This window comes from Solihabitans fulvus, assembly GCF_008386585.1.
In the GTDB taxonomy this organism is placed as follows: Bacteria; Actinomycetota; Actinomycetes; order Mycobacteriales; family Pseudonocardiaceae; genus Solihabitans; species Solihabitans fulvus.
This window is the reverse complement of sequence record NZ_VUOB01000063.1, coordinates 103,966-128,651: the sequence shown is the minus strand read 5'-3', so window position 1 is coordinate 128,651 and position 24,686 is coordinate 103,966. Positions and strand designations below refer to the sequence as shown.

Sequence of the window (24,686 nt, the reverse complement as noted above, 5' to 3'; positions counted from 1 at the left end):
CCTGCCGCGCTCGCCGCCGCGCTCGGGACACGCGCGGCTGTGGTCCACCACGTCGTAGCCGTGCGTCGAGCCCGGCGCGGCGGCCAGCATCGGGGACGCGTACAGCGCGCCGACGCCGAGCTGGTCGAGGTAGTCGGCCAGCATCGCCGCGTCGTCGAAGGTGAAGCTCGCACTGAGTTGCAGTCGATACGTTGAGGTGGGCGCCGTCATCCGGTGGAAACCGGGTCGACGCCGGGAACCACGGGCCGCGTCGCGGGGACCGGCTGCGCGCGGCCGAGTTGGCCACGGGCCGCGACCAACAGCGTTCGGGCCTCGGTCAGCTCGCCGAAGCGCAGGTGTTCACAGGCCGCCTCGACGCAGGCCAGCCCCTGGACCAGCTGACCGTCCGATCCGTCGGAGTCGACGGCCCGCAGCGCGTCACGCAGGGGCTCCTCCGCTCGCCGCGCGCCGGCCAGGTCGGCCGGTCGCACCGCGACCAGCGTGCGTTCGACCACCGCGCGCAGCACGGTCGTCGCGTCCCCGTCGGACTCCTCGGCGCCGAGCCTTGGCGCGGGCAACGTGCCCTCCTGACCCATCACGACGTCGGGCGCCGCCGGCCACGAACCGGGGCCAGCTCCTCGGACTCGATCTTCAACAACTCCCACTCGTTCGGTGACCGCCATCGGCCATGCCACCTCCGGTGTGCCGACATGATGTTCCTGTGTAACGGAAAACCATACTCCGTGACCCGTGTTACCGCAGCGTGGACGCGGCGTAACCGACGGTGCTCAGGAAGGGGACGGACGGGCGGCGCGCAGCGCGGCGACGGCCTCGGCGACCCGGTCGGCGGCCAGGAACTCCTCGAGCCGCACCGCGAGCGGGAGCCGCCAGTTCGGGTACTGGTCCACGGTGCCGGGCAGGTTCGGCTGCCTCGGGTCGCCGAGCGCGTCCTGCGGCGAGGTGAGCAGCAGCCGCGACGGCGCCCGCGCCAGCAACGCGTGCAGCGCGACGATCAGCTCCCGCTCGTCGGGGTCCGGCCCGACCAGTCCCTCGGCGGCGAGCAGGTCGACGATGCCGCGCAGCTCGGCCGCCGCGTCGGCCTCCTCCCGCTCGACCGGCCGGGTCAGCATGCCGAGCGACGCCCTGACCCTGACGTGCTCGCCGCGCAGGAAACCGGCGACCGTCGGCAGGTCGTGGGTGGAGATGCTGGCCATCGCGGACTCCGTCCACTGCTGCGGCGGCACCATCGGATGGCCGGCGACGTCGTAGTCGCGCTGGAACCACAGCACGGCCGAGCTGAGCATGCCCCGCTCGTGCAGCGTGGTGGTGACGGCGGGTTCGACCGTGCCGAGGTCCTCGCCGACGACCACGGCGCCCGCCCGGTGCGCCTCGAGCGCGAGGACGCCGAGCATCGCCTCGGCGTCGTACCGCACGTAGGTGCCCCGGCTCGGCGGCTCGCCCGGCGGGATCCACCACAGCCGCCACAGGCCGGCGACGTGGTCGATCCTGATGCCGTCGGCGTGGCCGAGCACCGCGCGCAGCACGTCGCGGAACGGGCCGTGCCCGGCGTCCGCGAGCCGGTCGGGCCGCCACGGCGGCAGGTTCCAGTCCTGGCCCTGCTGGCTGAACGCGTCCGGCGGCGCGCCGACCCGCACCCGCGAGGCGAACACGTCCTGCAACGCCCACGCGTCCGCGCCGCCGGGGTCGACGCCGACGGGCAGGTCGTGCACGATGCCGACCGCCATGCCGGCCGCCGCGCGCCTGGCCGCGCCGAGCTGGTCCGCGCACAGCCGCTGGAGCCAGGCGTGGAAGGCGACGGCCTGCGCCAGCTCGCGGCGGGCCGCCGCCACGGCGGGGCCTGCGGGATGGCGCAGCGCCTCAGGCCAGGTCCGCCAGTCCGGGCCGTGCCGGTCGGCGATGGCGCAGAAGGTGGCGAAGTCGCGCAGCGCCGGGTCCGCATCGACGTCGACAGCGCGCGGCCGGTCCGCCCACAGCGCCTCCAGCGCGGCTCGCTTGGCCAGCCACACGCCGTCGTGGTCGATCAGCTCGGTGTCGCCGGGCGGCCGGAGCGCCAGGACGCGCGACCTGGTCGCGGGATCGGCCTCGGCGAACGCGTCCGTGTCGGTGATCCGCAGGTACAGCGGGTTCGCGAAGCGGCGGCTTGCCGGCGAGTAGGGCGAGCGCTGCACCGGCGTGGTCGGCGCGATCGCCTGCACGGGGTTCACCAGCACCACACCGGCGCCGAGGTCGGACCGGGACCGCGCCGCGATCGTGGCGAGGTCGCCGAAGTCCCCCATCCCCCAGGACTCCCGCGAGCGCAGCGCATAGAGCTGGAGCATCCAGCCCCAGGCAGGCGCGGGCCGGGGCAGCCGGTCGGGCGCGACGATCAGCGCGACGTCCTGGTCGGCGGTGGTCAGCCGGTGCCAGCCGAGCGGCAGGTCGGCGGGCAGCAGGCCGGCCACGGCGCGCTCGGTGCCGTCCGCGCAGCGCACCACGGCGGGGCCGGGCAGCCGCGCCGGCCGTCCCGCCCTGGTCACCACCGTGCCGGGCAAGGCCCTTCGGTCACGGGTCGCGCCGAGTTCCCGCCGGACGTCGGCCGGGGTGCCGGCGTCGACGCCGAGCTGGGCGAGGACGGCGACCACCACCGCGCGGTCGACGTCGACCTCGAGCTGGTCGGCGCCCTCGTAGCTGGTGGCCACGCCGTGCCGCGCGGCGAGCTCCGCGAGCTGCTCGTCGACCCTGTCCACTGCCACAGGAGTTGCCTCTCTCGGTTCACCAAGCGGGCGTTGTCACATAGCAGGCGATTCACACAGCGGGAGGAGGGGCGGTCGAGCCGCGCTCGACCAGGGCCGCGCCCGCCGGGGTCGGCAGCTCGGGGGCGGCGGCGTCCTGGGTCTGGATGCGGGCCAGCAGCCGGTGCACGGCCCGCTCGCCCTGTTCGCGCGCGGCGCCCTCGACGGCGGTGAGTCCGACGGCCCTCGCGATGTCGTGGCCGTCCAGGCTGACGATCGACAGCTGCTCCGGCACGGCCCAGCCGTCGCGCCGCAGCCGCATGAACGCGCCGAGCGCGGCCTCTCCGCTCGACGCGATCAGGGCCGTCGGCCGGTCCTGTCCGTCGAACAGCGCGGCGACGGCCTCCTCGCCGCCGACCACGGTCGGTGAGCACCACACCAGCCACTCCGGGCGCGAGGCGAGCCCGGCGGAGCCGAGCAGCTCCTGATAGGTCTCGTCGAGGTCCTCGGCCGAGCTGCTCCACGCGGCCGTCGAGTCGGCCAGCACGAGCGCGATGTCCCGGTGGCCGAGGCCGACCAGGTGCCGGACCGCGAGGTCCAGCGAGCCGGGCAGGTCGGGCGAGTCGTCGGCCGCGCCCTCGCCGACCGTCACCACCGGCACCGGCAGCTCGCGCAGCAGCGCCGCCTCGTGCTCGCGCAGCCGCACCGACAGCACCAGGACGCCGTCGACGCGCCGGCTCAGCGGCAGCTCCTCGAAGAACCCGGCGCGGGCGGCCTCGTCGCCGACCACGTACAGCAGCACGTCGTAGCCGGAGGCCCGCAGCGCGCCCTCGGCGCCGGCCAGCACGTCGCCCCAGGTCCGCTGGCCCACGTCGGTGGTCAGCACGGCGACCGCGTACCGCCGCCCGCCCGCGAGGCTGGAGGCGTCCCTGGCGATGGCGTACCGCATCCGCCTGGCCACCTCGGTGACGTGCGCGCGGGTCGACGCGGAGACGCCCGGCTCGCCGCGCAGCGCCCTGGACACGGTCGCCGCCGACACCCCCGCGGCGCGCGCGACGTCGCCCATGCTGGTCAAGCCACACCTCCTCGCGGCGCCGTCACGGCCCACCTCCGACCCTATGTCACGGACCGTGCGAACGCGGGCAGGTGATCTTGGTGCCGGACCCGGCGAGTGGCGGGACGGGCCTGGCGCTTGCAGGATGAGCTGCCAGGAACCGGGACACACCGCCCGATGCGCCCAGTTACCCGACCCACCCAGTTGACGGGGAGTCGATGTCGCCGACCGCGATCCCGACGCTGCTGATCGCCTTCGCGCTGGTCGTGGCGGCGGGCCTTGGCGCGGCGCTGGTCTGGGACGCCGGCGGCGCGCGGTGGCGCACGGTGCTGGTCAGGGTCGTCGCGCTGCTGTTGTGCGAGGCGCTGGCGCTGGCCGCCGTCGGGCTGGTGGCCAACCGCGCGTACGGCATCTACCCGACCTGGCGGTCCATGGTCGCCGGCGCGGCCGACTCCTCGGTGACCACGCACACGGCAGGCGAGCTGGCCGGCTGGCTCGACGCGCGCGCCGCCGACGGCCAGCACGCCGGGCTGGTGTTCGACTGGCAGCCGCCGGGCGGCGGATGGGGGCTGCCGAGGCCGCCGAGGATCAGCGTCCCGCCGGAGTACTTCACCGATCGGGACGCCTGCCTGCCCGTCGCGGTCGTGCTGGCCGACCGCACGGCGACGGCGGGCCAGGGCGGCTGGAACGACGTCGGCGACGAGGCGGCGCGCGCGATCGCCAGGAACGGGGATCCCGCCGTGGTGGTGCTGCTGCGGCTGCCGGACCGGCCCGGCGCGGTGGATCGGCAGCTCGGCGTCGACCTGCCCGACGCGCTGCGGCGGGACCTGCGGGTCTGCGCGAACCGGTGGGCGGCCCTTGGCGTCGGGTCCGCCGCCGAGCCCGCCCTCGACCTGGTCGCCGCGCACGGCGACCAGTACGCCGCCGCCGCGGTGGTCGCCGGTCGCGACAACCCGACGAATCCCGTGCTGGCCAAGGCGAAGACGATCGCAGGGCTCGGCGCGCCGGTCGCCGTGGTCACCGGGTCGGGCGCCGCCGCCGACGGTCTCGGGGTGCCAAGGACGATCGTGGCGGCCCAGCCCAACGACCGGTTGCCGGCGGCGCTGCGGTGGGCGCAGGACCTCGCGCCGCCGCTGCTCGCTCCCTCGAAAGACGTTGCCAGGTAACCGGAAGGGACGGCCATGGGTCCGGCGAGCGAGGCCTTCCTGATCGTCACGGTCGCGGTGGCCGTCGCGGCGGTGGTGTTCGCGGCGTGGTCGTGGGACCGGTTCCGCCGGGCGCGGGTGCCCTGGCGGCTGCTGGTACTGCTGCTGTGCGTGGTCACGGCGGCGGCCGGCGCGCTGGCCGGGGTCAACCGGGAGCTGAGCGTGTACACCAGCTGGGCGCAGGTGTTCGGCGGGCAGGACACGGACGCCGACCAGGCAGCCGACCTGCCCACGGACGGCGGCAGCCAGCTCACCCAGTTCACCGCGAGCGGCAGCGGCGTCAGTCAGTCCGTCACCGTTTACCTGCCGCCCGGCTACGGCCGCTCGGCGTCGGCCGGGGTGCGGTACCCGATGATCCTGACCTTCGCGGGGTTTCCCGGCAGCCCGCAGACCTGGTTGACCGCCGTCGGCCTCCAGCAGCACCTCGATCGGGAGATCGCCGAGCGGCGGATGGCCCCGACGGTGGTCGTGCTGCCGGTGCAGAACGCCGCGCCGGACAAGGACAGCGAGTGCGTCGACGCGGTGGGCGGCGCGCGGTTCGACACCTACCTGAGCACGGACGTGCCGATTGAGGTGGCCAAGCGGTTCCGGGTGCGCGCGGACCGGCAGGGCCGGGGCATGCTCGGCTACTCAACCGGGGGCTTCTGCGCGGCGAACCTGCTGTTGCGCCACCCGGACCGGTTCGCCGCCGCCGCGTCGATCGCCGGCTACCTCTCCCCCATCACCGACAACGACACCGGGGACCTGTACCGGGGAGATCCCCAGGCGCGCAAGGAGAACGACCCGCTGTGGCGGATCGCGAACAAGCCCGTGCCGCCCGTCGCGCTCTACCTCGCCACCGCGCTGGACGACGCCGACCTGCCGGCGCAGATCCAGCAGTTCGCGCAGCGGTCGAAGCCGCCGCTGGAGCTGACCAGCCGCACGGTTCCGACGGGCGGCCACAGCGTGGCGGCCTGGCAGACGTTCGTGCCGCCCGCGCTGGACTGGCTGTCGGCGCGCCTGGCTGGCCCGGTGCGGAGCTAGAAAGCTGTCATACCGCTGGACCCCGGACATCAAGGGCTGACAACGCGCTACCGTGACCGCGACGTCCGCGCGGAGGGAACGCCCATGAAGCCAGGAGACCTGGTAGCCGACTTCACCCTGCCCGATCAGGACGGCGAGCCCCGCGCGCTGTCCGAGTTGTTGGCGAACGGGCCGATCGTGCTGTTCTTCTACCCGGCCGCGATGACCCCGGGCTGCACGGCGGAGAGCTGCCATTTTCGCGATCTGGGCACGGAGTTCGCCGCCGTCGGCGCGCAGCGGGTCGGCATCAGCGCCGATCCGGTGAGCAAGCAGCGGCAGTTCGCCGACGCGAACTCGTTCGACTATCCGCTGCTGTCCGACGAGGACGGCGCGGTCGCCGACCAGTTCGGGGTGAAGCGCCGGTTCGGCCCGCTGCCGGTGAAGCGGCACACCTTCGTCATCGACACCGACCACACGGTCATCGAGGTGGTGCGCAACGAGTTCCGGATGGCCGTGCACGCCGACCGCGCGCTCGAGGCGCTACGCGGACGGGCCAACTCCTAGGCCAGCCAACACGAAGTCGGCGATCTCGTTGCCGAGCCGGTCAGGACTCTTCGGCCCGTCCGGCCGGTACCAGGTCGGCAGCTGGTTGACCACGCCGAGCGCGATCAGCACCACGGTCTCCGCCGACACCGTCGGGGAGAACCGGCCGGTCGCCTGCGCCTGCTCGACCACCGAGCGGAAGGTCTCGTGGTAGCGCCGGCGTTCCGCGCGGAAGGCCGTCATGCACTCGGCGTCGAGCTTCTGCATCTCGCGGACGAACACGGCCGTCTCGTCGACCCTGGCTGCGGTCGTCTCGACGAGGTTGACCAGGATGGCGCGCACGGTGTCGGCCGGGTCGGCGTGCTCGGCGATGATCCGGTCGAGGTCGGCCATCTGGATGCTGATCAGCGACCGGTAGATCTCGTAGAGCAGGTCTTCCTTGGCCGTGTAGTAGTGGTACAGCGCGCCCTTGGTCACCTCGGCGGCCGTCACGATCTCCTGCACGGTGGTGCCGTCGAAACCCTTGGCGGCGAACAACTTCACGGCGGCGCGCACGATGCGTTCCCGCACCGGGCTGAGTTCGTCGGCCGCCGTCGGTGTCGCCATCGTCAGGCCCTTGGGGCGAGCGCCCGCGCCAGGTCGAACTGGTCGGCTCCGGTGGGCAGCAGCGCGATGATCGGGGTGTCCAGGCCGTTCTCGACGTAGCGGGCGATGTGCTCGCGGCACTGCGCGACGCTGCCGTGCACGACCAACTCGTCGACGACCGCGTCGGGCACGGCCTTGTTGGCGGCCTTGCGGTCGCCCGCGGCCCACGCCTCGTGCATCGGGCGCAGCGCGTCGCCCCGGCCGAGCCAGTCGTGAAAAGCGGCGTAGGCGGGCACGGTGAGGTAGCTGCTGATCAGCATGCGGCCGAGCGCGCGGGCCGCGTCGGCGTCCTCGGTCGGGCAGACGAAGATGCGGGCGGCCAGTTCGGTGTCCTGGCCGAGCGCGGCCCGCACGGTCGGCACGTCGGTGGCGGCCAGCCAGTTGGTGATCGCGCCGTCGGCCTCCTGCGCGGCCAGGCGCAGCATGCCGGGGCGCAGCGCGGCCAGCATGATCGGCGGCGGCTGCTCTGGGGCGTGTTCGAGGCGGAAGCCGCGGACGGTGAAGGTCTCGTAGCGCTCGTCGACCTTGTCGCCGGCCAGTGCCCGGCGCAGGAACCGCAGGGTGTCGCGGGTGCGCGCGAACGGGTCGGCGAACGTGCCGCCGTTCCAGCGTTCGACGATGACCGGCGAGGACGCACCGATGCCGAGCACGAACCGGCCGGGGGCCAGGTCGGCGATGGTGGCCGCGCTCATGGCCAGCAGCCCGGGTCCCCTGGTGTAGACGGGGACGATGGCCGTGCCGAGCCGCAGCTCCGGCGACCACTCGGCGGCCAGCGCCAGCGGGGTGAACGCGTCGGTGCCCGCGGTCTCCGCCGTCCAGACGTCGGTGTAGCCCAGCCCGGCGAGCTCCGCGACCAGCGTGCGGTGCGCCGCCAGGGGTACTCCGGTCAGCGGCAGGGTGATGCCCCAGCGACCCACAGTTGCCTCCTCCGCGTCACGATCGGCGTCGACAGCCTACCCGATACCGACCAGTCGGTATGGCCAGCGGAGGGCGGGCCCGGCGGTCGCGCGACCCGTCCGGATTCGTCCGGGGTCGTCCGAGGGCGTTGCCCGGTACAGGCCCGCCGATGATCCTTTTCGAACCGGCCAACCGATCAACTGGTTGCGCCGGTCGACCGAAGAGGAGCGAACCATGACAATGCGCATCGTGACGAAGGCGGCGGTTGCGACCGCGCTGGCCGCCACCGCACTCCTGGGGGGCCTGACCGTGGGCACGGCGGACGCCGCGACGGCGGTGCAGTCGACCAAGGTCGTCGCGCCCGCCATGACCGACTGCCACACGGTCCACCTGTGCTGGGACATCAACTGAGCCGCGCAACGTAGAACGCCCCCGGCATCGCACGCTGATGCCGGGGGCGTTCGTTCGTGCCTGGAGTCTCAGGAGATGGCCACGCCACGCTCGGCGAGCCACGGCAGCGGGTCGATCTTCTCCGCCGCCGAGCCGTGCAGCCAGACCTCGAAGTGCAGGTGCGGGCCGGTCGACTCGCCCCGGTTGCCCAGGGTTGCGATCTCCTGGCCCGCGCGGACCTGCTGCCCCTGCTGCACGAGCGTCTCGTTCACGTGCCCGTAGACGGTGATGGTGCCGTCGTTGTGCTGCACCCGGACCCACAGGCCGAACCCGCTGGCCGGGCCCGCCTCGACAACCACGCCGTCGGCCACCGAGACGATCGGCGTGCCGATCGCGTTGGCCAGGTCGATCCCGTAGTGCATCGAGCCCCAACGCGAGCCGAAGCCCGAGGTGAAGGTGCCCTCGGTCGGCTTGACCACCTTCGCGCGGGCGGCCAGTTCGGCAGCAGCCTTGTCGGCAGCCGCCTTGTCGGCAGCGGTCTTGTCGGCGGCAGCCTTCTCCTCGGCGGCCTTGGCCAGCGAGTCGGCCGTCAGCTGCGCGGCCTTGGCCAGCTTGCCGGCCTCGGCGGCGGGGTCGGCGGGCCTGGTGGTGACGATCGGCTGCGGCGCCGCGCTCGTCGCATCGCGGTGCGGCGCGAACACGGCGGCGAGGTCCACGCCGTTGGCGAGCGGGGACACGCCGACCTCCACCACGCCTGGCGCGGTGTGCAGCGCCGCCGTGCCGACGATCGCCCCGGCCGCGACGGCCGCGACGGCGATCCGGCCGACGGTGGACACGCGCCCGCCGGGGAGTCGGTGCGTGCCCCTGGCGCGCTTCGACGCCTGGGTTGGGGTGAACGCGGTGCGACCGCGCGTCGTCCTGTGCCGAGCCAAGGTGTTCCTCTCCGCTTTTCCGACCCGTGACCGAGTCGTAATGTGCGGCGGGGAACGTAACCCGAGGTAATCGAAATCGACAACTCTGAGTGATCAAACTGGGCGATTCGGTGACAGATGCCACTGATCGACACACTCAGTCACCAATGTTTGCGCCGTTCGAGCGATCGACCGCCGGACGCGGCCGGCTAGACCCGCGATCGCGGCGTGCCCCGGCCGGCGGCAACCGGCCGGAGCACGCCACGCGCTCGTCAGCCCAGCCGGGCCTCGATCGCCTCGATGATGCGTGGCCGCAGCTCGGCGGCCCTGATGACGGCGTCGACCGAGCCGACCTCGACCGCGCGCTGGATGTTGTGCACGCGGTCGAACTCGGTGGCCACCTCGCCGAGCTTCTCCGCCCGCACCGACGAGCGGACCTCGTCCAGCTCGGCGGTCAGCACGGCGCGGTCCGCGCCGGACGCCGCCGCGACGCGGGCCTCGACCTCGCGGACCCTTGGATCGTTCGCCGTGCGCGCGTTGACGTCCCCGGAGAACACCACCGCGGCGGCAGGCGCTCCGCCGAGCACCGAGGCGAACGAGCCCTCCAGCGCCAGCACCGTCATGCTCGGGTTGAGCGCCTTCGAGAACACCACGAACGCGCCGCCGTGGTAGCGCGAGATCACGCAGAACACGATCGGGCCGCGGAAGTTGACGATCGCGCGGCCGATCTCCGCGCCGTACTCCAGCTGGAGCTTGCGCATCGACTCCGGCGAGCCGTCGAAGCCGGACAGGTTCGCCAGCACCACCAGCGGCCGGTTCCCGCTGGCCGCGTTGATCGCCCGCGCGGCCTTCTTCGACGAGCTCGGGAACAGCGTGCCTGCGGTGTAGGTGTCCGGCCCGTCGGTCGGCGGGAAACCGCGGCGCGGCACCGCGCGCGACTCGATGCCGAGCAGGCACACCGGCAGGCCGCCGAGGTGCACGTCCTGCACGGCGGCGGTGTCCGCGTCGGCCATGCCGGCCCAGCGTTCCAGCACCGGGTGGTCCTGGTCGGCGACGGCGCGCATCACGGTCCGGATGTCGAAGGGCTTCTTGCGGTCGGGGTTGGCCTCGGCGGAGAAGATCTCGCCGACCGTGGCGAAGTCGCTGTCCGCCACCGCGTGCGGGAAGGTCGAGATGTCCCGGTCGAACGGGTCGGTCGTGGTGGCGCGGCGCGGGCGCTGCTCACCGGGCACGACGTAGCTGTGGTCGTAGTGCGCCATCAGCACGTCCCGCGCCGAGGCGAGGTCGGGCGCCCAGTACTGCGCCTGGCCGTTCGGGCCCATCACCCGGTCGTAGCCGCCGATGCCGAAGTTGTCCTCGGCCGACACGCCACCGGAGAAGTCGAGCGACTGCTTGCCGGTCAGCACCATCGCCGAGTCCGGCGTCATCACCAGGATGCCCTTGGTGTGCATGAGCATCGTGGCCTCGGCGTTCCAGTACGGCTGCGCGCCGACGTTGATGCCGGCCACCACGATGTTGATCTCGCCGCCGTCCTGGGTGAACTCGACGATCCGCTTGAGCGCGGCGGCGACCCAGTCCATGTTCTCGGTGCCGGACTCCATCGAGATCCTGGCCCCCGCCGACAGCGCATACCACTCCAGCGGCACGTCCATCCGCTCGGCGAGGTCGAGCGCGGCGACCACCCGGCGGCACTCCGGCTCCGACAGCGCGCCGAGCGCCTTCGTCGGGTCGCCGAGCAGCACGACCCGCGTGACGCCCTCGGGGTGCCGCGCGGTCTGCGTGGTGGCGACACCGGCGACGATCGCCGCGCTGTTGCGGCCCTTCGGCCGGTCGACCGGCACCAGGACACCGGCGTCGTCGAGGTCGTGTTCGGTGAACGCGCCGAGCAGGCCGGTCAGCTCGTACGGGTAGACCGTGTTGCGGCTGCTCGCGCGCAGCACCTTCTGCCGGTAGCCGTCGAGCGGCTCGACCGGCTCGTCCGAGGGCTCGCCGACGGTCAGCTCGGTGCCGCCCGAGGCGTCGAAGGTGATGCGCACGGAGATCTTGACCAGCGCGCCCGTCTCCTGGTCACGCCGCCTGGCGATGAAGAGGATCTCCTCAAGCCCGGCGCCCGCGGTGGTCGGCAGCACGCGCGCGGCGATCGTCTCCAGCTCGGCGCGGGTGATCACGCTCGGCGGCCAGACGTAGACCACGATCCGGTTGGTCGGGAAGCGGTTCTTCGCCGGCCGCAGCGACTGGGCCCGGCGGATCGAGTCGAGGCAGGTGGCGATGGTGTCCTCGGCGGTCGGCAGCGCGATCAGCCTGCCGTCGTGCTCCCGCAGCTCGGTCAGGTCGCGGACCTGCGCGAACGCGACGAGCCGGTCGTCGGACGGGTTCTCCCGCGCGACGCACTGGAAGAGGTAGACCTCCTCGTCCGAGGACGGCAGCCGGGTGAGGTCGAACTTCCGCAGCCGCTCCAGCTGCATCCGCTGCGCGATGTAGGGGTGCAGGCCGCGGATCAGCCGTTCCTCGCTCATCCCGGCGTCCGTCGGGCGGAAGGTGAAGTGGTGGTGCATCACCGCGCCGCCGCTGCCGGCGACGGTGGTGGTGAGCCTGCGGACCTGGCTCGGCAGCGGGTGCGCGCTGACGACCTCGTGCAGCGCGGCGGCCATCGCGTCGGAGCCCTCCGGCTGCTTCTCCCACGCGAGGTAGATGTCGGCGTCGACGTCGTCCTCGGCCGCGCCAGCGACCTCGGCCAGCCCGCGCAGCGCGTCGCCGAGCGCGTCGAAGCCGACCGCGGTGGACACCAGCCGGGAGCCCGCGCGCTCGGCGACCACGAACGTGCAGCCGGCCGCGTCGCTGGTGCGGACGTTGACCAGGCCCTTGTTGCCGTAGTACCGCCTGGTCAGCACCTCGAGCATCGGCGCGTGGTCCAGGCCGTCGCGGCCAAGCCGCTGGCCGAGCAGCCGCACCAGCGGCTCGGTGCTGCCGACCATCGCGGCGATCCGCTCGGCGCGGTCCGGCGCGGCCGGGTTCGCGTCGAGGTGGCGCAGGTCCTTGCGGACGTCGGCGTAGACGCGGGCGCGGTTGCGGCGCAGCAGCGGCTGCCCGAACCAGGCGAACACCACGCCGCGGGCGAGGTCGGACACCACGGGGAACCGCACCTGCGTCGCGGCGACCAGTCGTTCCAGCGCGAGCCCGGCAGGCTCCCGCAGCGCCTCGCTCGGCGGGGCCTCGCGCAGCCACTCGCGCAGCAGCGTGATGACGACGGTCGTGTCGGCGGCCGCGCGCTGCTGCGCCAGGAAGATCCGGAACACCGCCTCCTCAAGCTCGGGCGTGCGCTCCAGCTCGGTGACGCCGTAGTGCCCGAGCGCCTTCGCCAGCCTGCCCTGGAAGGTCTCCGAGAGCCCGGCGCGGTCGACGTCGAGGCTCCGCAGGTAGGTGTAGAAGTACTCGCGGGCGCTGTGCACGTGGCTGTCGTCGGCCTCCTCGCCCGCCTGCTTGTTGCGGCTCAGCTCGGACAGGTCGGCGAACACCGAGAGCAGGTCGACCTCGGCGGCGAGCGGACGCTGACCCGCGTCGGCCAGCTCCCTGCGCGCGGCGAGGTAGTCGGCGAGCACCCTGCCCTCGTCGTGCGGGTCGACGTCGAACCCGAGCAACAGGCTGCGCAGGTCCTGGAGCCCCCGCGCGGTCCTTTCCCGCGCGGGAACGCCCGCCGTCTGGGCCGGCAGGTCGAGCTCGACGGCCTCGACGGCCTCCTGGGCGGTGTCGTCGCCGTCGTCGGCGAGCGGTTCCAGCCGCAGCAGCGGCGCGCCCGTCTCGACCTGGCTGCCGACCGACACCGCGCACTCCTTGAGCCGCGCGCGGAACGGCGCTCGCAGCACCGTCTCCATCTTCATGCTCTCCAGCACCAGCAGCGGCGCGCCCGCCTCGACCTCGGCGCCGACGGCCAGCGGCGTCGCGACGACCAGCGCGGGCGCCGGGGAGCGCACCACGCCGCCCTCGTCGCGGCTGACGCGGTGCGTGACGCCGTCGACCTCGACCAGGTGGATCGGCCCGTGCGTGTCGGTGACCAGGCGGAACCGGGTGCCGTTGACGGTGATCTGGCCGGTGTGCCGGTCGAACCTGTCCAGGTCGACGTCCGCGGTGTGCGCCTCGGAGCCTGCGCCGGTGTCGATGCCGACGCGGAACCGGTGCGCGCCGACGCGCGCGACCCTGACGCGGTAGCCGGCGCCGCGCAGCTTCAGGTCCAGCGGCCGCCCGCTCTCGTGCTGCACCTGCGGGCGCCCGCCGAACGCGGTCGAGAGCAGTCGATGCCGCTCGACGCGTTCCTCCTCCTCATACGCCTCGATGGCGGCGGCGGCCAGCGCCACCGCGGAGTGCCGGTGCGAGACGAGCCTGCCCTCGCCCCTGACGCGGTCGATCCAGCCGGTGTCCGCGCTGGCGTCGATCACCTCGGGCTGGTCGAGCAGGTCGAGCACGAAGCTCTTGTTCGTCGCGCCGCCCTCGATGATCACGGTGGTCTGGGCCATCGCCCTGCGCAGCCTGCCGAGCGCCTCGTCGCGGTCGCGGCCGTAGGCGATGATCTTCGCGATCATCGAGTCGAAGTCGGCGGGGATCGTGTCGCCCTCGCTGACCCCGGTGTCGACGCGGATGCCCGGCCCGGCCGGCAGGTCAAGGCGCGCGATCCGGCCGGGCGACGGGGCGAAGTCGCGGTCGGGGTCCTCGGCGTTGAGCCGCGCCTCGATGGCGTGCCCGCGCTCGGCGGGCTGCTCGCCGGTCAGCCTGCCGCCGGAGGCGACGTGCAGCTGGAGCTTGACCAGGTCGACGCCGGTGGTCGACTCGGTGATCGGGTGCTCCACCTGGAGCCGGGTGTTGACCTCAAGGAACGCGAACAGCTTGTCGCCGGGGTGGTACAGGAACTCGACGGTCGCCGCGCCGGAGTAGCCGACCGCGACCGCGAGCCGCTCGGCGGAGGTCTTCAGCTCCGCGGTCTGCGCGGGGCTGAGCACCGGCGAGGCCGACTCCTCGATCACCTTCTGGTTGCGCCGCTGCACCGAGCAGTCGCGGACGCCGAGCGCCCACGCGGTGCCCCTGCCGTCGGCGATCACCTGGACCTCGACGTGCCGCGCGCCGGTGACCAACCGCTCCAGGAACACCACACCGCTGCCGAAGGCCCGCGCGGCCTCCTGGCTGGTCCGCTCGTAGGCGTCGACCAGCTCGGCCTCGTTGTTGATGACGCGGATGCCGCGCCCGCCGCCGCCCGCGGTCGCCTTGAGCATCAGCGGGTAGCCGATCTCGCCCGCCGCGCGGACCGCCGCGTCGAGGTCGTCGACCGCGCCTCGGCTCCACGGCGCCACCGGCACGCCGACCTCCTCGGCGATCAGCTTCGCGCCGATCTTGTCGCCGAGCTTGCGCATCGCCTCGGCGCTCGGGCCGACGAACGTGACGCCGACCTTCTCGCACAGCTCGGCGAACGCCGGGTCCTCCGCGACGAAGCCCCAGCCGACCCACGCCGCGTCGGCGCCGGTCTCGACCAGCGCGCGCTCCAGCACGGCGAGGTCGAGGTACGGGCGGGCGGAGGCCCTGCCGAGGTCGTAGGCGAGGTCGGCCTCGCGCACGAAGGTCGCGGTCCGATCGACGTCGGTGTACAGCGCGACCGTCTCGATCGGTGTCCCGGTCTCCGCGGCGAGGTCCCGGACGGCGTGGATGAGCCGCATCGCGGCCTCACCTCGGTTGACGATGGCGACACGACTGAACACCGAAGCGAGCCTTTCTTGTAGCCGACACACAAGGAGGAGCCCTCTCCCCGGCTCCTCTGCGGGGTCCAGACTTCCGTCTACCGGCTGGTAGGGGAATGTCGAAAGCAGTGCATGTCAGATGGCCCCAGTTTGTAGACAGGGACCAAAAGCACCCAACCACCAGCGGCTGACCAGCATATCCCGGCGCGATCACCGGGACGTGACGGGCGGCGGTTGCGGTGTGACATGCGCGATACCCGGATGGCGGTGCCGTTGCGGGGCGCGGGCGCGTCGCCGCGCCGGGGTGCCGGCGGCGGCTCGCTGGGGGCCGGACGCGCGATCGCCCCGCCGGGGTCTCCGGCGGGGCGATCGGCGCGCGCGAACCAGCGGACCAGCGGTCCGGCCAGGCCGACCACTGGTGGTCGGCGAGCAGTTCCTGAACTGTGGCAAGCAGTTCGGGCGGCAGCAGCCCGAGCCTGCTCCGATCGAGCTCCACCTGGCCCGCGACACTGGTGGCGTACGCGAGGAACCCGTGCAGCAGCTTCTTCTGGCCGTTGTCGAGGCCTGCCGCGCACACCGCGACCTCGGCCACGTCCTCCAGCGGGTACTCGCCGTTGGCGTAGTCCCGGTTCGCGTGGTCCGCGCCGGCCTTCGCGACGGCGGCGCTGGCGCTCTTTCGTAGGGCCTCCGGAGTCGGGTAGGACTTCCCGTCGAGACTCAGCCCGGCGACCGAGAGGTCCTCGGCCGGGGTCACGCCGCCCAGATGGGCGACTCCGACGCGACCAGGGCGCTCCTTGACCCCGGCCGACTCCTAGGAGTACCGGGGATCGGCCGGGGGCAGCTGCTGGACCGGCAGGCCCTGGTGGATCACCTTCATGGCGTCGAACCAGGTCGGCGCGGCCACGTGGCCACCGGTCACGCCGCCCTGGCTGCGGTTCCCGCACAGCCGCAGCGGCCCAGGGCAGATGGTCTGCGGGTTGCCGCCGTCGCTGAAGGTCATCACCGCGCCCGCGTACTGCGGGGTCGCCGCCATGAACGCCACCGACTGGCTGGTCTCCGTGGTGCCGGTCTTGCCGAGGATCGGCCGGTCCCAGCCGGCCGCTCCCGCCGCGCCGGACGAGGTGCCGCCCGGCTTGTCGTCCTTGCTCATGCCCTGCACGAGGGTGTTGGCCAGCTCGGTCGGCACGACCTGCTCGCAGGCCGGCTCGTTGAGCTGCACCGGCCGGTTGTCGCGGTCGAGCACCTGCACGACCGGCGTCGGCGGGCACCACTTCCCGCCGCTCATCAGGGTGGCGGCCACGTTGGCCAGTTCCAGGACGCTCGTGGCGTCGGGGCCGAGCGTGAACGATCCGCTGTTGTCCCGCTTGAACCGCTCGCCGAGCGGGGTGTCCTGGCCGGGTGCCTTGTACTGGGTGGTCTCCCGCATGCCCAGCTTGGCGGCCATGTCCACCGCCGCCCGCACGCCGACCTTCTCCTCCAGCTTGATGAACGCGGTGTTGGGCGACTGGGCCAGCGCGTCCTGCATGGTCATCTTGTCGGGGTAGTGGCCGAAGTTCGTCACCTTGTAGGGCCTGGTGCCGTTCTTGAACACCGACGACACGTGCTCCTGCGGGTTGTCCAGCTGCTGGAGGATGCCCGACGCGTGCTGTTCGAGGGCCGCCGCCGACGTGAAGACCTTGTAGATAGAGCCGGCGCCGAAGTTGGTCACCATGCTGGGCAGCTCCCAGGCGCTCTGCCCCGCCTCGTTGCCGAACTCCTTGTTCGCGGCCAACGCGATCACCTTGTGCCGCTCGCCGCCCGGCTGCACGACGGCCATGGCGTTGGCGATGCCCTCCGCGGTATCCGGGGGCGCCTGCCGCGCGGCGGCCTGGTGCGCGGCGTCGTTCGCCCTGCGGTCCAGCGTGGTCTTGATGGTCAGGCCGCCGCGCATGATCCTGTCCTTGGGCAGCCCGGACTTCTGTAGGTAGTCGAACAGGTAGCTACAGAAGTAGCCGTCGACCGGCAGGTTGCCAGCGCCGATGCAGCCGCTCTGCGGGCGGGTGACCTTGTCGGTGACGCCGAGGTCGCTCTCCTTGTACCGGTTGGCGTCCTGCTCGGCCTTGGCCTTGTCCTCGCCGAACGCGCCGTTGGCCTGCATCGTGTCGATCAGCGTGTTGCGGCGCTTCTTGGCCTCGTCGCGCGACTCGCCGGGATCGAGCAGGATCGGCTTGTTGGCCAGCGCCACCAGCAGCGCGGCCTGCGGCACGGTCAGCTTGTCTGGCGTGGTGTTGAAGTAGGTGCGCGCCGCCGCGCCGACACCGAAAATCGAGTTCCCGAACGGCACGATGTTCAGGTAGCTGGTCAGGATCTGATCCTTGGCCCGCCGCTTGTCGCCGCCGGCCTCCTGGGTCAGCCGCTGCTCAAGGTCCAGCGCGATCCTGGCCTCCTTGAGCTTGCGGCCGGGCGTCTGCTTGGTCGCCTTCTTGAACGACTCGCGGTCGCCGTTGCCGATGGCGTACACGAGGTAGTTCTTGATGTACTGCTGGGTCAGCGTCGACGCGCCCTGCGTCATCCCGTCGCCGGAGCTGCCCTTCACCAGCGCGCGGCCGATGCCCTTGGGGTCGACGCCGTTGTGCTCGTAGAACCGCTTGTCCTCGACGGACACCAGCGCGACCTTCATGGCCTTGCTGATCTGTTCGGACGGCGTGGGAAGCCGGTACTGGTCGTAGAAGTACGCGATCGGCGTGCCCGCGTTGTCCAGGACGGTCGTCATCAGCGGCAGGTCGGCCTTGGCCAGCTCCCCCGAGGTCTGCTCGACCAGGTCGCTCGCGCGGTTGGTGGCCAGCCCGAGCCCGCCGACCAGCGGCAGGAGCAACGCGGCGACCAGCACCCCCGCGGTAAGAACCAGACCGACCAGCTTGACCGTCGCAACTGGACGTCGTCCCACACGCACGGAAGCGCAACCCCCTCACCCGCGGGCCGCCCCTGCGACGACCCGCCCCTGTAGGTAAGTCGCGCGAGCGGGGTTGAAGGTTGCCTCAAAACGGAAGAAAAGTTTTATCAGTCCATCACGGACACGCGTGCGCCCCGCCGGCCGAGGCCTGCGGGGCGCACGTGCAACACGAAGTCCCTAGCGGTACTTGGGGTCCGCAGGCGGAAGCTGCTCGACCGGCAGGTTCTGGTGGATGACCTTCATGGCGTTGAACCAGGTCGGCGCGGCGGCCGTGCCACCGTAGATACCGCCGATCCCGTTGGCGCTGTTGCCACACAGGTACAGCGGACGGCCGTTGCCACCGCAGATGTTCTCCGGGTTCGGGCTGTCGCTGAGAATCATCACCGCGCCGGCGTACTGCGGGGTGGCCCCCATGAACGCCGTCGACTTGCTCGTCTCGGTGGTACCGGTCTTGCCGAGGATCGGCCGGTCCCAGCTGCTGTTGCGGGCCGCGCCTGCCGAGGTGCCGGTGCCCTTGTCGTCCTGGCTCATGCCCTGCACGAGGCTGTAGGCGAGTTCCTTCGGCACGACCTGTTCGCAGGCAGGCTCCTTGAGCTGCACCGGCTGGCCGTTGCGGTCAAGCACCTGCTCAACCGGCGTCGGCGGGCACCACTTGCCGCCGCTCATCAGCGTGGCCGACACGTTGGCCAGCTCCAGGACGCTCGTCGCGCCGGCGCCGAGGGTGAACGACCCCCGGTTCTCGTTCTTGGTGGCGTCGCCGAGAGACGGGCCGTTGGACTTGTCGGCCTTGAGCGGGTCGCCATCGTCGTTGACGCCCTGCATCGTCTCGCGCATGCCGAGCTTGTAGGCCATGTCGACCACCGGGGCGACGCTGCCGATCTGGTCCTCCAGCCCGAGGAAGCCGGTGTTGGGCGAGGTGGCCAGCGCCTGTGTGAGGGTCATCTCCTCGCCGTAGGTGCCGGCGTTCTTCACGCAGTAGGGCTTGCGGCCGTCCTTGAACACCGTCGAGCAGTAGTTGCCCGGCGTCTTGATCGTCTTGTCGATCCCGGTGAGGCCCCGCTCCATCGCGGCGGCCGCGGTGAAGACCTTGTAGATCGAGCCCGCGCCGAACTTGGTGACCTCGCTGGGCAACGGATACGCGGTCTGGCCCGCGTTGAGGTCGTTGCCGAAGTCCCGGCTGGACACCAGCGCGCGCACCTTGTGGCTGTCCTGGCCCGGTTGCACGACCGACATGACGTTCGCGATGCCGTCGGTGGTCTTGGGCACCTGCTGCTCGGCCGCCTGCTTGGCCGCCCTCGTCGCGGCCTGGTCCAGCGTGGTCTTGATCGTGTAGCCGCCGGTCTTGAGCTGGTCGAGGGACAGGCCAGCCTTGGCGAGATAGTCGATCAGGTACGAGCAGAAGAACCCGTTGGCCGGGCCGTCGCCCTCGGAGATGACGCAGCCGTTGGACACCGTGTTCAGCGGCGACACCACGCCGAGCGGCGCGGCCTTGTACTCGGTCGCGGCCTTCTCCGCCGCGGCCTTGTCCGGGCCGAGCGCCCCGGTGTCGCGCATCCGGTCGATCACGATGTTGCGGCGCTTGAGGGCGTCGTCGGGCGCCGTGCCTGGGTTGAGCGTGCTCGGCGCGTTGACGACCGCGGCCAGCAGCGCGGCCTGCGGCACGGTGAGCTGGTCCGGCGTGGTGTTGAAGTAGGTGCGGGCCGCCGCGCCGATGCCGAAGGTCCGGTTGCCGTACGGCACGACGTTCAGGTAGTCGGTGAGGATCACCTCCTTGGCGTCCTTGCCCTCGGCCCTGAGCCGCTGTTCGAGCTGGAGCGCGATGCGGGCTTCCTTGAGCTTGCGGGCCACGGTCTGCTCGGTGGCCTTCTCGTAGGCGTCCTTGTCGCCCTTGCCGAGCACGAACGCCAGGTAGTTCTTGACGTACTGCTGGTCGAGCGTGGACGCACCCTGAGTGTCCCCGCCGGAGCCCGCCTTGGCCGCCGCGCGCAGGATGCCCTGCCAGTCGACGCCGTTGTGCTCGTAGAACCGCCGGTCCTCGATGGCCACGATCGCGGCCTTCATGGACTTGGCGATCTGGTCCGAGGGCGTCGGTATCCGATACTGGTTGAACAGGTAGGCGATCGCGTTGCCGTCCTTGTCCTGAACGGTCGTGACCAGCGGCAACTCACCCTTGGCTAGATCGCCGGACGTCTGGTCCACCGTGTCGGCGGCCCGGTTCGACACCAGGCCGATGCTCCCGACGACGGGAAACAGCACGGCGGCGACTAGCACGCCCGCCGTGAGACAGAGTCCAATGAGCTTGACCAGCCCCGCTGACCGCCTGGCCACCACGGATCGCAACTCCTTCAGGTAGGGATGTGCGCGCTGCCTCCGAGCACGACACCAGATAAGGCGCTCGGGACCGTCGTCAGGTTGCTCGCGAACCGAGCGGAAACGACATCCGGTCCCCCGAAGGTCGTTCCCGAACTTACTCCGCCCCCTGCATCGACCAGGTGAAGCCTCCCCGGAGCCCGGCACGTGACACGCCCCACTACCACCGTTCACAGTGCGCCATCACGGACCATCACGCCATGCGACGCAAGCCGATCGTGGCGCTCGCCCTGCGCACCGCCACGCCGGCGTGGCCAGGCAGCAGGTCGTCGAGGAAGCCGTAGCCGCGCAGGTCGCCGTCGGCCCGGCGGGCCATCGTCCGCCACCACGCGGCGATGTCGCCCCAGCCCGGCGCGGACAGCGAGCCGCCGAAGTGCTGCACGGACAGCGCCGCGCACAGGTTCGCGAAGCGCACGCGGTGTTCGAGGGGCCAGCCGGCCAGCGTGCCCATCACGAAGCCGGCGCCGAACACATCGCCGGCGCCGGTCGGGTCGAGCGAGGCGATGTTCAGGCCGGGCACGTCGACCACCTCGCCGGTGGCCGAGTCGACGGCGACCGCGCCGCAGCCCGCCCTGGTCACCACGACCACCGGCACGTGCTCGGCCAGCGCCCTCGCGGCGGCCTCCGGCGTGTCCGTCCTGCTGTAGTGCATCGCCTCGACGGCGTTGGGCAGGAACACGTCGAAGCCGGCCAGCCTGCGCAGCAGCGCGGGCTCCCACACCCCGGTGTGGTCCCAGCCGATGTCGGCGAACAGCAGCGCGCCCTGTTGCTTCGCGGTGCACACCCACTGCTCGTCCTCGGGCTGCACGTGCACGAAGCACGCCCTGGTGCGCGGCGGCGACACCAGCAGCTCGTCCGCGGTGACCGGGGCGCGGTGGCCGTGCGTGACCATGCTGCGGTCCCGGTTCATCGCCATCGAGACGGTGACCGGCGAGTGCCAGCCGTAGAACCGGCGGCAGTAGGACAGGTCGACGCCCTCCTGGTCGGCCAGCACGTCCCAGCAGAAGTCGCCGTAGGCGTCCTCGCCGAACGCGGCGGCCAGCGCGGTGCGCAGTTGCAGCCTGCGCAGCGCGACGGCGAGGTTGGCGATGCCGCCGGGGCAGGAGCCGAGCCCCTCGGCCCACACCTCGGTGCCCGCGGCCGGCGGATGGGGCAACCCGGTGAAGATGATGTCCAGGAAGACCGTGCCGGACAGCAGCACGTCGAAGATCTCCGCCTCGGCCGGCTCGGCCGCCTGACCACTCGTCATCGGATAACGATGTCACCTTCGACCAAGATCGGCGGGATGGATCCACCTGGCAGTACGGTTTTGTTCCGTGAAACTGGTGCTGCTTGGCGGAGGCGGATTCCGGGTGCCCCTGGTGCACGGGAGCCTGCTGGCCGACCCCGACCGGTTGGTCGACGAACTCGTGCTGCACGACGTGGACACCGCGCGGCTGGCCGCGATCGAGGCGGTCCTCGACCAGCAGGCCAGGGACGCGGCGTGGCGGCCGAGGCTGCGGGTCAGCACCGATCTGGACACCGCGCTGGACGGCGCGGACGTGGTGTTCTCCGCGATCAGGGTCGGCGGGCTGGCCGGCAGGACCGTGGACGAGCGGGTCGCGCTGGCCGAGGGACTGCTCGGGCAGGAGACCGTCGGCGTCGGCGGGATCGCCTACACGCTGCGGACCGTGCCCGTCGCCGTCGACCTGGCGCACCGGGTGGCGCGGCGCGCGCCGGACGCGTGGCTGATCAACTTCACCAACCCGGCAGGCGCGGTGACCGAGGCGATGTCCTCGGTGCTCGGCGACCGGGTGATCGGCATCTGCGACTCCCCCGTCGGCCTGTGCCGCCGGGTCGCCGCGACGCTCGGCCTCGACGCGGACCGCGCGTGGTTCGACTACGTCGGGCTCAACCACCTCGGCTGGCTGCGGGCCGTGCTCGCCGACGGCCGCGACCGGCTGCCCGAGCTGCTGGCCGACGACGCGGCGCTCGGGTCGTTCGAGGAGGGGCGGCTGTTCGCGCCGGAGTGGCTGCGGGCGCTTGGCGCCGTACCCAACGAGTACCTGCACTACTACTACGCCACCAGGGAGACCGTGGCACAGATCGGGACGCAGCCCGCGACGCGGGGTGAGTACCTGCGCGACCAGCAGGAGGAGTTCTACCGCGCGGTGGCGGCGAAGCCGTCGTCCGCGCTGGCCACGTGGCAGCGGACCAGGGCGGCACGGGAGGCCAGCTACCTGGCCGAGGCGCGGGCCGTGACCGGGACCGGTGAACGGCAGTCCTGCGACGTCAGCGGCGGCGGCTACGAGGAGGTCGCGCTGCGGCTCATGCACGCCATCGTCGGCAACCGGGGCGCACGGATGATCCTGAACGTGCGCAACCGGCAGGGCCTGGCCGGGCTGGACACCGACGCCGTGGTCGAGGTGCCGTGCCTGGTCGACGCGAACGGCGCGCACCCGGTGGCTGCGGCCCCGGTCGACCCGCACTGCGCAGCGCTGATGGGCGCCGTGAAGGCGGCGGAGCGGGACGCGATCGCGGCGGCCCTGACCGGCAGCCGCGCGCTGGCCCTGCGGGCGGTCGCCGGGCATCCGCTGGTGGACTCGGTCGCGGCGGGCACGCGCGCCCTGGCCGGGTACCTGGCGGCGTTTCCCGATCTGCTGCGCGCGACGCGTCCCTAGTGCGTCGCGCGCCTCCCTCTTTGTCAGGAACGGCGGGCCGCGAAACGGGAGACGGCGGTGGCCACCACGAGCAGGACGGCCGCCAGTGCACCGGAGCCGGCGAGCACCGGGAGGGCATGGCCGACGTCCCGGTCCGACAGCAGGCCGAGCACCGCGCCGACCGGCGGCATCCGCTTGAGCGGGAAGGTGATCACCACGATGCCCATGGCGGCGACGGCCGTCCAGCCGATCCTGTTGATCACCGGCCGGGACACCAGCAGGCCGACGGCCGTGCCGGTGAACGAGCAGGACAGGTGCGCGCCGAGCCCGATCGCGACCTCGACCGGGCCGTAGGGGTGCCCGCTGATCAGGACCGGCGCCACCGCGCCGAGCACGGACAGCGTGACGGCGCCGAGCGTGGCCAGGCCAGCGACCCCGACCTGGAGGCGGCCCCAGCCGCCCGCGGTGACCGCGGTGACCGTGCGCTGCACCGGGTCCTCCGCGGTGGCCACCACGACGGCGAACCAGGCCGCGATCGGGTAGACCATCACGCAGGAACCGGCGTAGGCGGACACCGGATCGCCGGGATCGCCGCTGTAGAGGACGCCGAGCACGGCGAGGAACGCGATCACCACCGGGAGGTAGCGCTGGGACCGGACGAGGTCCGCCAGCAGGTACCGCACCAACGCCGTCACCTGGCCGCCCCGCTCTGGAGGCGCACGCCGCGCACCGAGCAGCCCAGCCTCAGCGCCTCGGCCAGCAGGCCGTCGCTGTGCTCGCGCGCCGCCACGGCGCTGACCCGCGTCCCGGCGGCGGTGGCGCGCACGACGCCCGGCATGGCGCGTAACAGGTCGAGGTGGTCGGCGGCGCGGTCCAGTTCGATCGAGACCAGCGAGTTGGGGGCCGCGCCAGGTTGCAGGACGCCGGCGCGCAGCTGCACCAGGCACGCGCCGGGCAGCCGCCGCGCGTGGCCGAGGTGGTCGGTGACCAGCGCGACCGCCCCGCCGTCGACGGCCTCGCCGAGGAGTTCGCCGAGCACCACGGCCGCCGCGTCGTCGAGCCCGGACCACGGCTCGTCGAGGACCAGCAGCGCGGGCTCGGCCAGCAGCGCCTGGGCGATCGCGACCTTCTGCGTGTTGCCCTTGGACAGCGTGGCCATCGGCGCGGTCGACTCGCCGTGGAAGGCCAGCCTGGCCAGCAGCTCGGCCGCGCGCGCCCTGGCCACGTCCGTCGGCAGCCGCCGGATGGCGGCCATGTGCCGCAGGTAGTCGTCGGTGGACAGGCGCATTCCGGCGGGGAAGCGCTCCGGCACGTAGCCGACGGGCTTGGGGACCCCGCCCACCCTGCCGCTGGTCGGCGCGGTGGTGCCGGAGACGATGCGCAGCAGCGTGGACTTGCCCGAGCCGTTGCCACCCGTGATGACGGTGACCCCTGGTTCGAGGGTGAGATCCACCTCGGACAGCACCGGTGCCCCGCGCCCGTAGCGCTTGCTCACCCGTTCGACGGTGATCATGAACGCAGCCTAGATCGACCCGGGTTGAACTCGTATACAGGACAAGCGTACTGTTTACCTGGAGAGGGCACCGTCAGCGCACTCACCACTAGTGCGCAAGACTCGCCCCTAGTTGTGAAAACCGAACTGACTTTTACCGACTGACTTGCGCCGT

19 protein-coding genes are annotated in these 24,686 nt (G+C 72.4%); 6 read left to right on the top strand and 13 right to left on the bottom strand.

The features are described 5' to 3' along the window. From F0L68_RS31435 to F0L68_RS31420, 4 genes are all read right to left on the bottom strand, one after another. A partial coding sequence (locus tag F0L68_RS31435) for an alpha-amylase family glycosyl hydrolase (protein WP_149853484.1) occupies nucleotides 1–210 on the bottom strand: 210 nt, incomplete at its 3' end. After that, nucleotides 207–662, bottom strand: a complete 456-nt coding sequence (locus F0L68_RS31430; protein ID WP_149853483.1) for a hypothetical protein — start codon at nucleotides 660–662, stop codon at nucleotides 207–209. The genes F0L68_RS31435 and F0L68_RS31430, both read right to left, overlap by 4 nt. Before the next feature lie 105 nt (nucleotides 663–767). Further along, nucleotides 768–2,726: a 4-alpha-glucanotransferase gene (gene malQ, locus F0L68_RS31425; RefSeq protein ID WP_223199295.1), complete on the bottom strand. Its 1,959-nt coding sequence runs from the start codon at nucleotides 2,724–2,726 to the stop codon at nucleotides 768–770. 58 nt (nucleotides 2,727–2,784) lie between these two features. Continuing rightward, nucleotides 2,785–3,777 (bottom strand): LacI family DNA-binding transcriptional regulator, encoded by a 993-nt coding sequence (locus tag F0L68_RS31420; protein WP_149853499.1) that lies wholly within the window; start codon nucleotides 3,775–3,777, stop codon nucleotides 2,785–2,787. Nucleotides 3,778–3,983: 206 nt separating this feature from the next. Here F0L68_RS31420 and F0L68_RS31415 point away from each other — a divergent pair, with 206 nt between their 5' ends. The 3 genes from F0L68_RS31415 (at nucleotide 3,984) to F0L68_RS31405 (ending at nucleotide 6,536) form a co-directional block, all read left to right on the top strand. After that, the gene (locus F0L68_RS31415) at nucleotides 3,984–4,931 is read left to right on the top strand and encodes a hypothetical protein (RefSeq protein WP_149853481.1); all 948 of its coding nucleotides are present in this window, start codon (nucleotides 3,984–3,986) and stop codon (nucleotides 4,929–4,931) included. Nucleotides 4,932–4,946: 15 nt separating this feature from the next. Then, a complete protein-coding gene (locus F0L68_RS31410; protein ID WP_149853480.1) occupies nucleotides 4,947–5,993 on the top strand; it encodes an alpha/beta hydrolase in 1,047 nt (348 codons plus the stop codon). Nucleotides 5,994–6,077: 84 nt separating this feature from the next. Continuing rightward, the gene (locus F0L68_RS31405; protein ID WP_149853479.1) at nucleotides 6,078–6,536 is read left to right on the top strand and encodes a peroxiredoxin; all 459 of its coding nucleotides are present in this window, start codon (nucleotides 6,078–6,080) and stop codon (nucleotides 6,534–6,536) included. Here F0L68_RS31405 and F0L68_RS31400 read toward each other — a convergent pair. Together F0L68_RS31400 and F0L68_RS31395 are read right to left on the bottom strand one after the other, a co-directional pair. Continuing rightward, nucleotides 6,513–7,121: a TetR/AcrR family transcriptional regulator gene (locus F0L68_RS31400; protein WP_149853478.1), complete on the bottom strand. Its 609-nt coding sequence runs from the start codon at nucleotides 7,119–7,121 to the stop codon at nucleotides 6,513–6,515. The two genes, F0L68_RS31405 and F0L68_RS31400, sit on opposite strands and share 24 nt — an antisense overlap. A 2-nt stretch (nucleotides 7,122–7,123) precedes the next feature. After that, complete coding sequence (locus F0L68_RS31395) at nucleotides 7,124–8,077, bottom strand: LLM class F420-dependent oxidoreductase (RefSeq protein ID WP_149853477.1); 954 nt, start codon at nucleotides 8,075–8,077, stop codon at nucleotides 7,124–7,126. 214 nt (nucleotides 8,078–8,291) lie between these two features. Between F0L68_RS31395 and F0L68_RS42760 the strand changes: the two genes are divergently transcribed. Continuing rightward, on the top strand, nucleotides 8,292–8,468 hold the full coding sequence (locus tag F0L68_RS42760; RefSeq protein ID WP_188316930.1) for a hypothetical protein: 177 nt from the start codon (nucleotides 8,292–8,294) through the stop codon (nucleotides 8,466–8,468). Nucleotides 8,469–8,536: 68 nt separating this feature from the next. Here F0L68_RS42760 and F0L68_RS31390 read toward each other — a convergent pair whose 3' ends face one another. Both F0L68_RS31390 and F0L68_RS31385 read right to left on the bottom strand, forming a co-directional pair. Further along, nucleotides 8,537–9,379: a M23 family metallopeptidase gene (locus F0L68_RS31390; RefSeq protein ID WP_149853476.1), complete on the bottom strand. Its 843-nt coding sequence runs from the start codon at nucleotides 9,377–9,379 to the stop codon at nucleotides 8,537–8,539. A gap of 251 nt (nucleotides 9,380–9,630) precedes the next feature. Beyond that, entirely contained in the window at nucleotides 9,631–15,099 is a 5,469-nt protein-coding gene (locus tag F0L68_RS31385; protein WP_149853475.1) for an ATP-binding protein, read from the bottom strand. 397 nt (nucleotides 15,100–15,496) lie between these two features. On the opposite strand from F0L68_RS31385, the gene F0L68_RS31380 reads away from it, so the two are divergent. After that, nucleotides 15,497–15,760, top strand: coding sequence for a hypothetical protein (locus tag F0L68_RS31380; RefSeq protein ID WP_149853474.1), 264 nt, complete (start codon nucleotides 15,497–15,499; stop codon nucleotides 15,758–15,760). Nucleotides 15,761–15,889: 129 nt separating this feature from the next. Here F0L68_RS31380 and F0L68_RS31375 read toward each other — a convergent pair whose 3' ends face one another. From F0L68_RS31375 to F0L68_RS31365, 3 genes are all read right to left on the bottom strand, one after another. Further along, nucleotides 15,890–18,010: a transglycosylase domain-containing protein gene (locus F0L68_RS31375; RefSeq protein ID WP_223199292.1), complete on the bottom strand. Its 2,121-nt coding sequence runs from the start codon at nucleotides 18,008–18,010 to the stop codon at nucleotides 15,890–15,892. Nucleotides 18,011–18,187: 177 nt separating this feature from the next. Next, entirely contained in the window at nucleotides 18,188–20,338 is a 2,151-nt protein-coding gene (locus F0L68_RS31370; RefSeq protein ID WP_223199291.1) for a transglycosylase domain-containing protein, read from the bottom strand. 235 nt (nucleotides 20,339–20,573) lie between these two features. Next, nucleotides 20,574–21,629: a PfkB family carbohydrate kinase gene (locus F0L68_RS31365; protein WP_149853472.1), complete on the bottom strand. Its 1,056-nt coding sequence runs from the start codon at nucleotides 21,627–21,629 to the stop codon at nucleotides 20,574–20,576. A gap of 67 nt (nucleotides 21,630–21,696) precedes the next feature. Here F0L68_RS31365 and F0L68_RS31360 point away from each other — a divergent pair, with 67 nt between their 5' ends. After that, nucleotides 21,697–23,040: a 6-phospho-beta-glucosidase gene (locus F0L68_RS31360; RefSeq protein ID WP_149853471.1), complete on the top strand. Its 1,344-nt coding sequence runs from the start codon at nucleotides 21,697–21,699 to the stop codon at nucleotides 23,038–23,040. A 23-nt stretch (nucleotides 23,041–23,063) separates the two neighbouring features. Here F0L68_RS31360 and F0L68_RS31355 read toward each other — a convergent pair whose 3' ends face one another. After that, on the bottom strand, nucleotides 23,064–23,714 hold the full coding sequence (locus F0L68_RS31355) for a hypothetical protein (protein WP_149853470.1): 651 nt from the start codon (nucleotides 23,712–23,714) through the stop codon (nucleotides 23,064–23,066). Then, nucleotides 23,711–24,532 carry an ATP-binding cassette domain-containing protein gene (locus F0L68_RS31350; RefSeq protein WP_149853469.1) on the bottom strand — a complete coding sequence of 274 codons (822 nt, stop codon included), beginning with the start codon at nucleotides 24,530–24,532 and terminating at the stop codon, nucleotides 23,711–23,713. Before F0L68_RS31350 ends, F0L68_RS31355 begins: the two co-directional genes overlap by 4 nt. Between the last annotated feature and the right edge of the window lie 154 nt (nucleotides 24,533–24,686).

Excerpts from the sequence above, each read along its gene's own strand:
- F0L68_RS31430 (WP_149853483.1), bottom strand. The coding sequence starts at position 662 with ATGGCGGTCACCGAACGAGTGGGAGTTGTTGAAGATCGAGTCCGAGGA.
- F0L68_RS31420 (WP_149853499.1), bottom strand. The coding sequence starts at position 3,777 with ATGGGCGACGTCGCGCGCGCCGCGGGGGTGTCGGCGGCGACCGTGTCC.
- F0L68_RS31415 (WP_149853481.1), top strand. The coding sequence starts at position 3,984 with ATGTCGCCGACCGCGATCCCGACGCTGCTGATCGCCTTCGCGCTGGTC.
- F0L68_RS31410 (WP_149853480.1), top strand. The coding sequence starts at position 4,947 with ATGGGTCCGGCGAGCGAGGCCTTCCTGATCGTCACGGTCGCGGTGGCC.
- F0L68_RS31405 (WP_149853479.1), top strand. The coding sequence starts at position 6,078 with ATGAAGCCAGGAGACCTGGTAGCCGACTTCACCCTGCCCGATCAGGAC.
- F0L68_RS31400 (WP_149853478.1), bottom strand. The coding sequence starts at position 7,121 with ATGGCGACACCGACGGCGGCCGACGAACTCAGCCCGGTGCGGGAACGC.
- F0L68_RS42760 (WP_188316930.1), top strand. The coding sequence starts at position 8,292 with ATGACAATGCGCATCGTGACGAAGGCGGCGGTTGCGACCGCGCTGGCC.
- F0L68_RS31365 (WP_149853472.1), bottom strand. The coding sequence starts at position 21,629 with ATGACGAGTGGTCAGGCGGCCGAGCCGGCCGAGGCGGAGATCTTCGAC.
- F0L68_RS31350 (WP_149853469.1), bottom strand. The coding sequence starts at position 24,532 with ATGATCACCGTCGAACGGGTGAGCAAGCGCTACGGGCGCGGGGCACCG.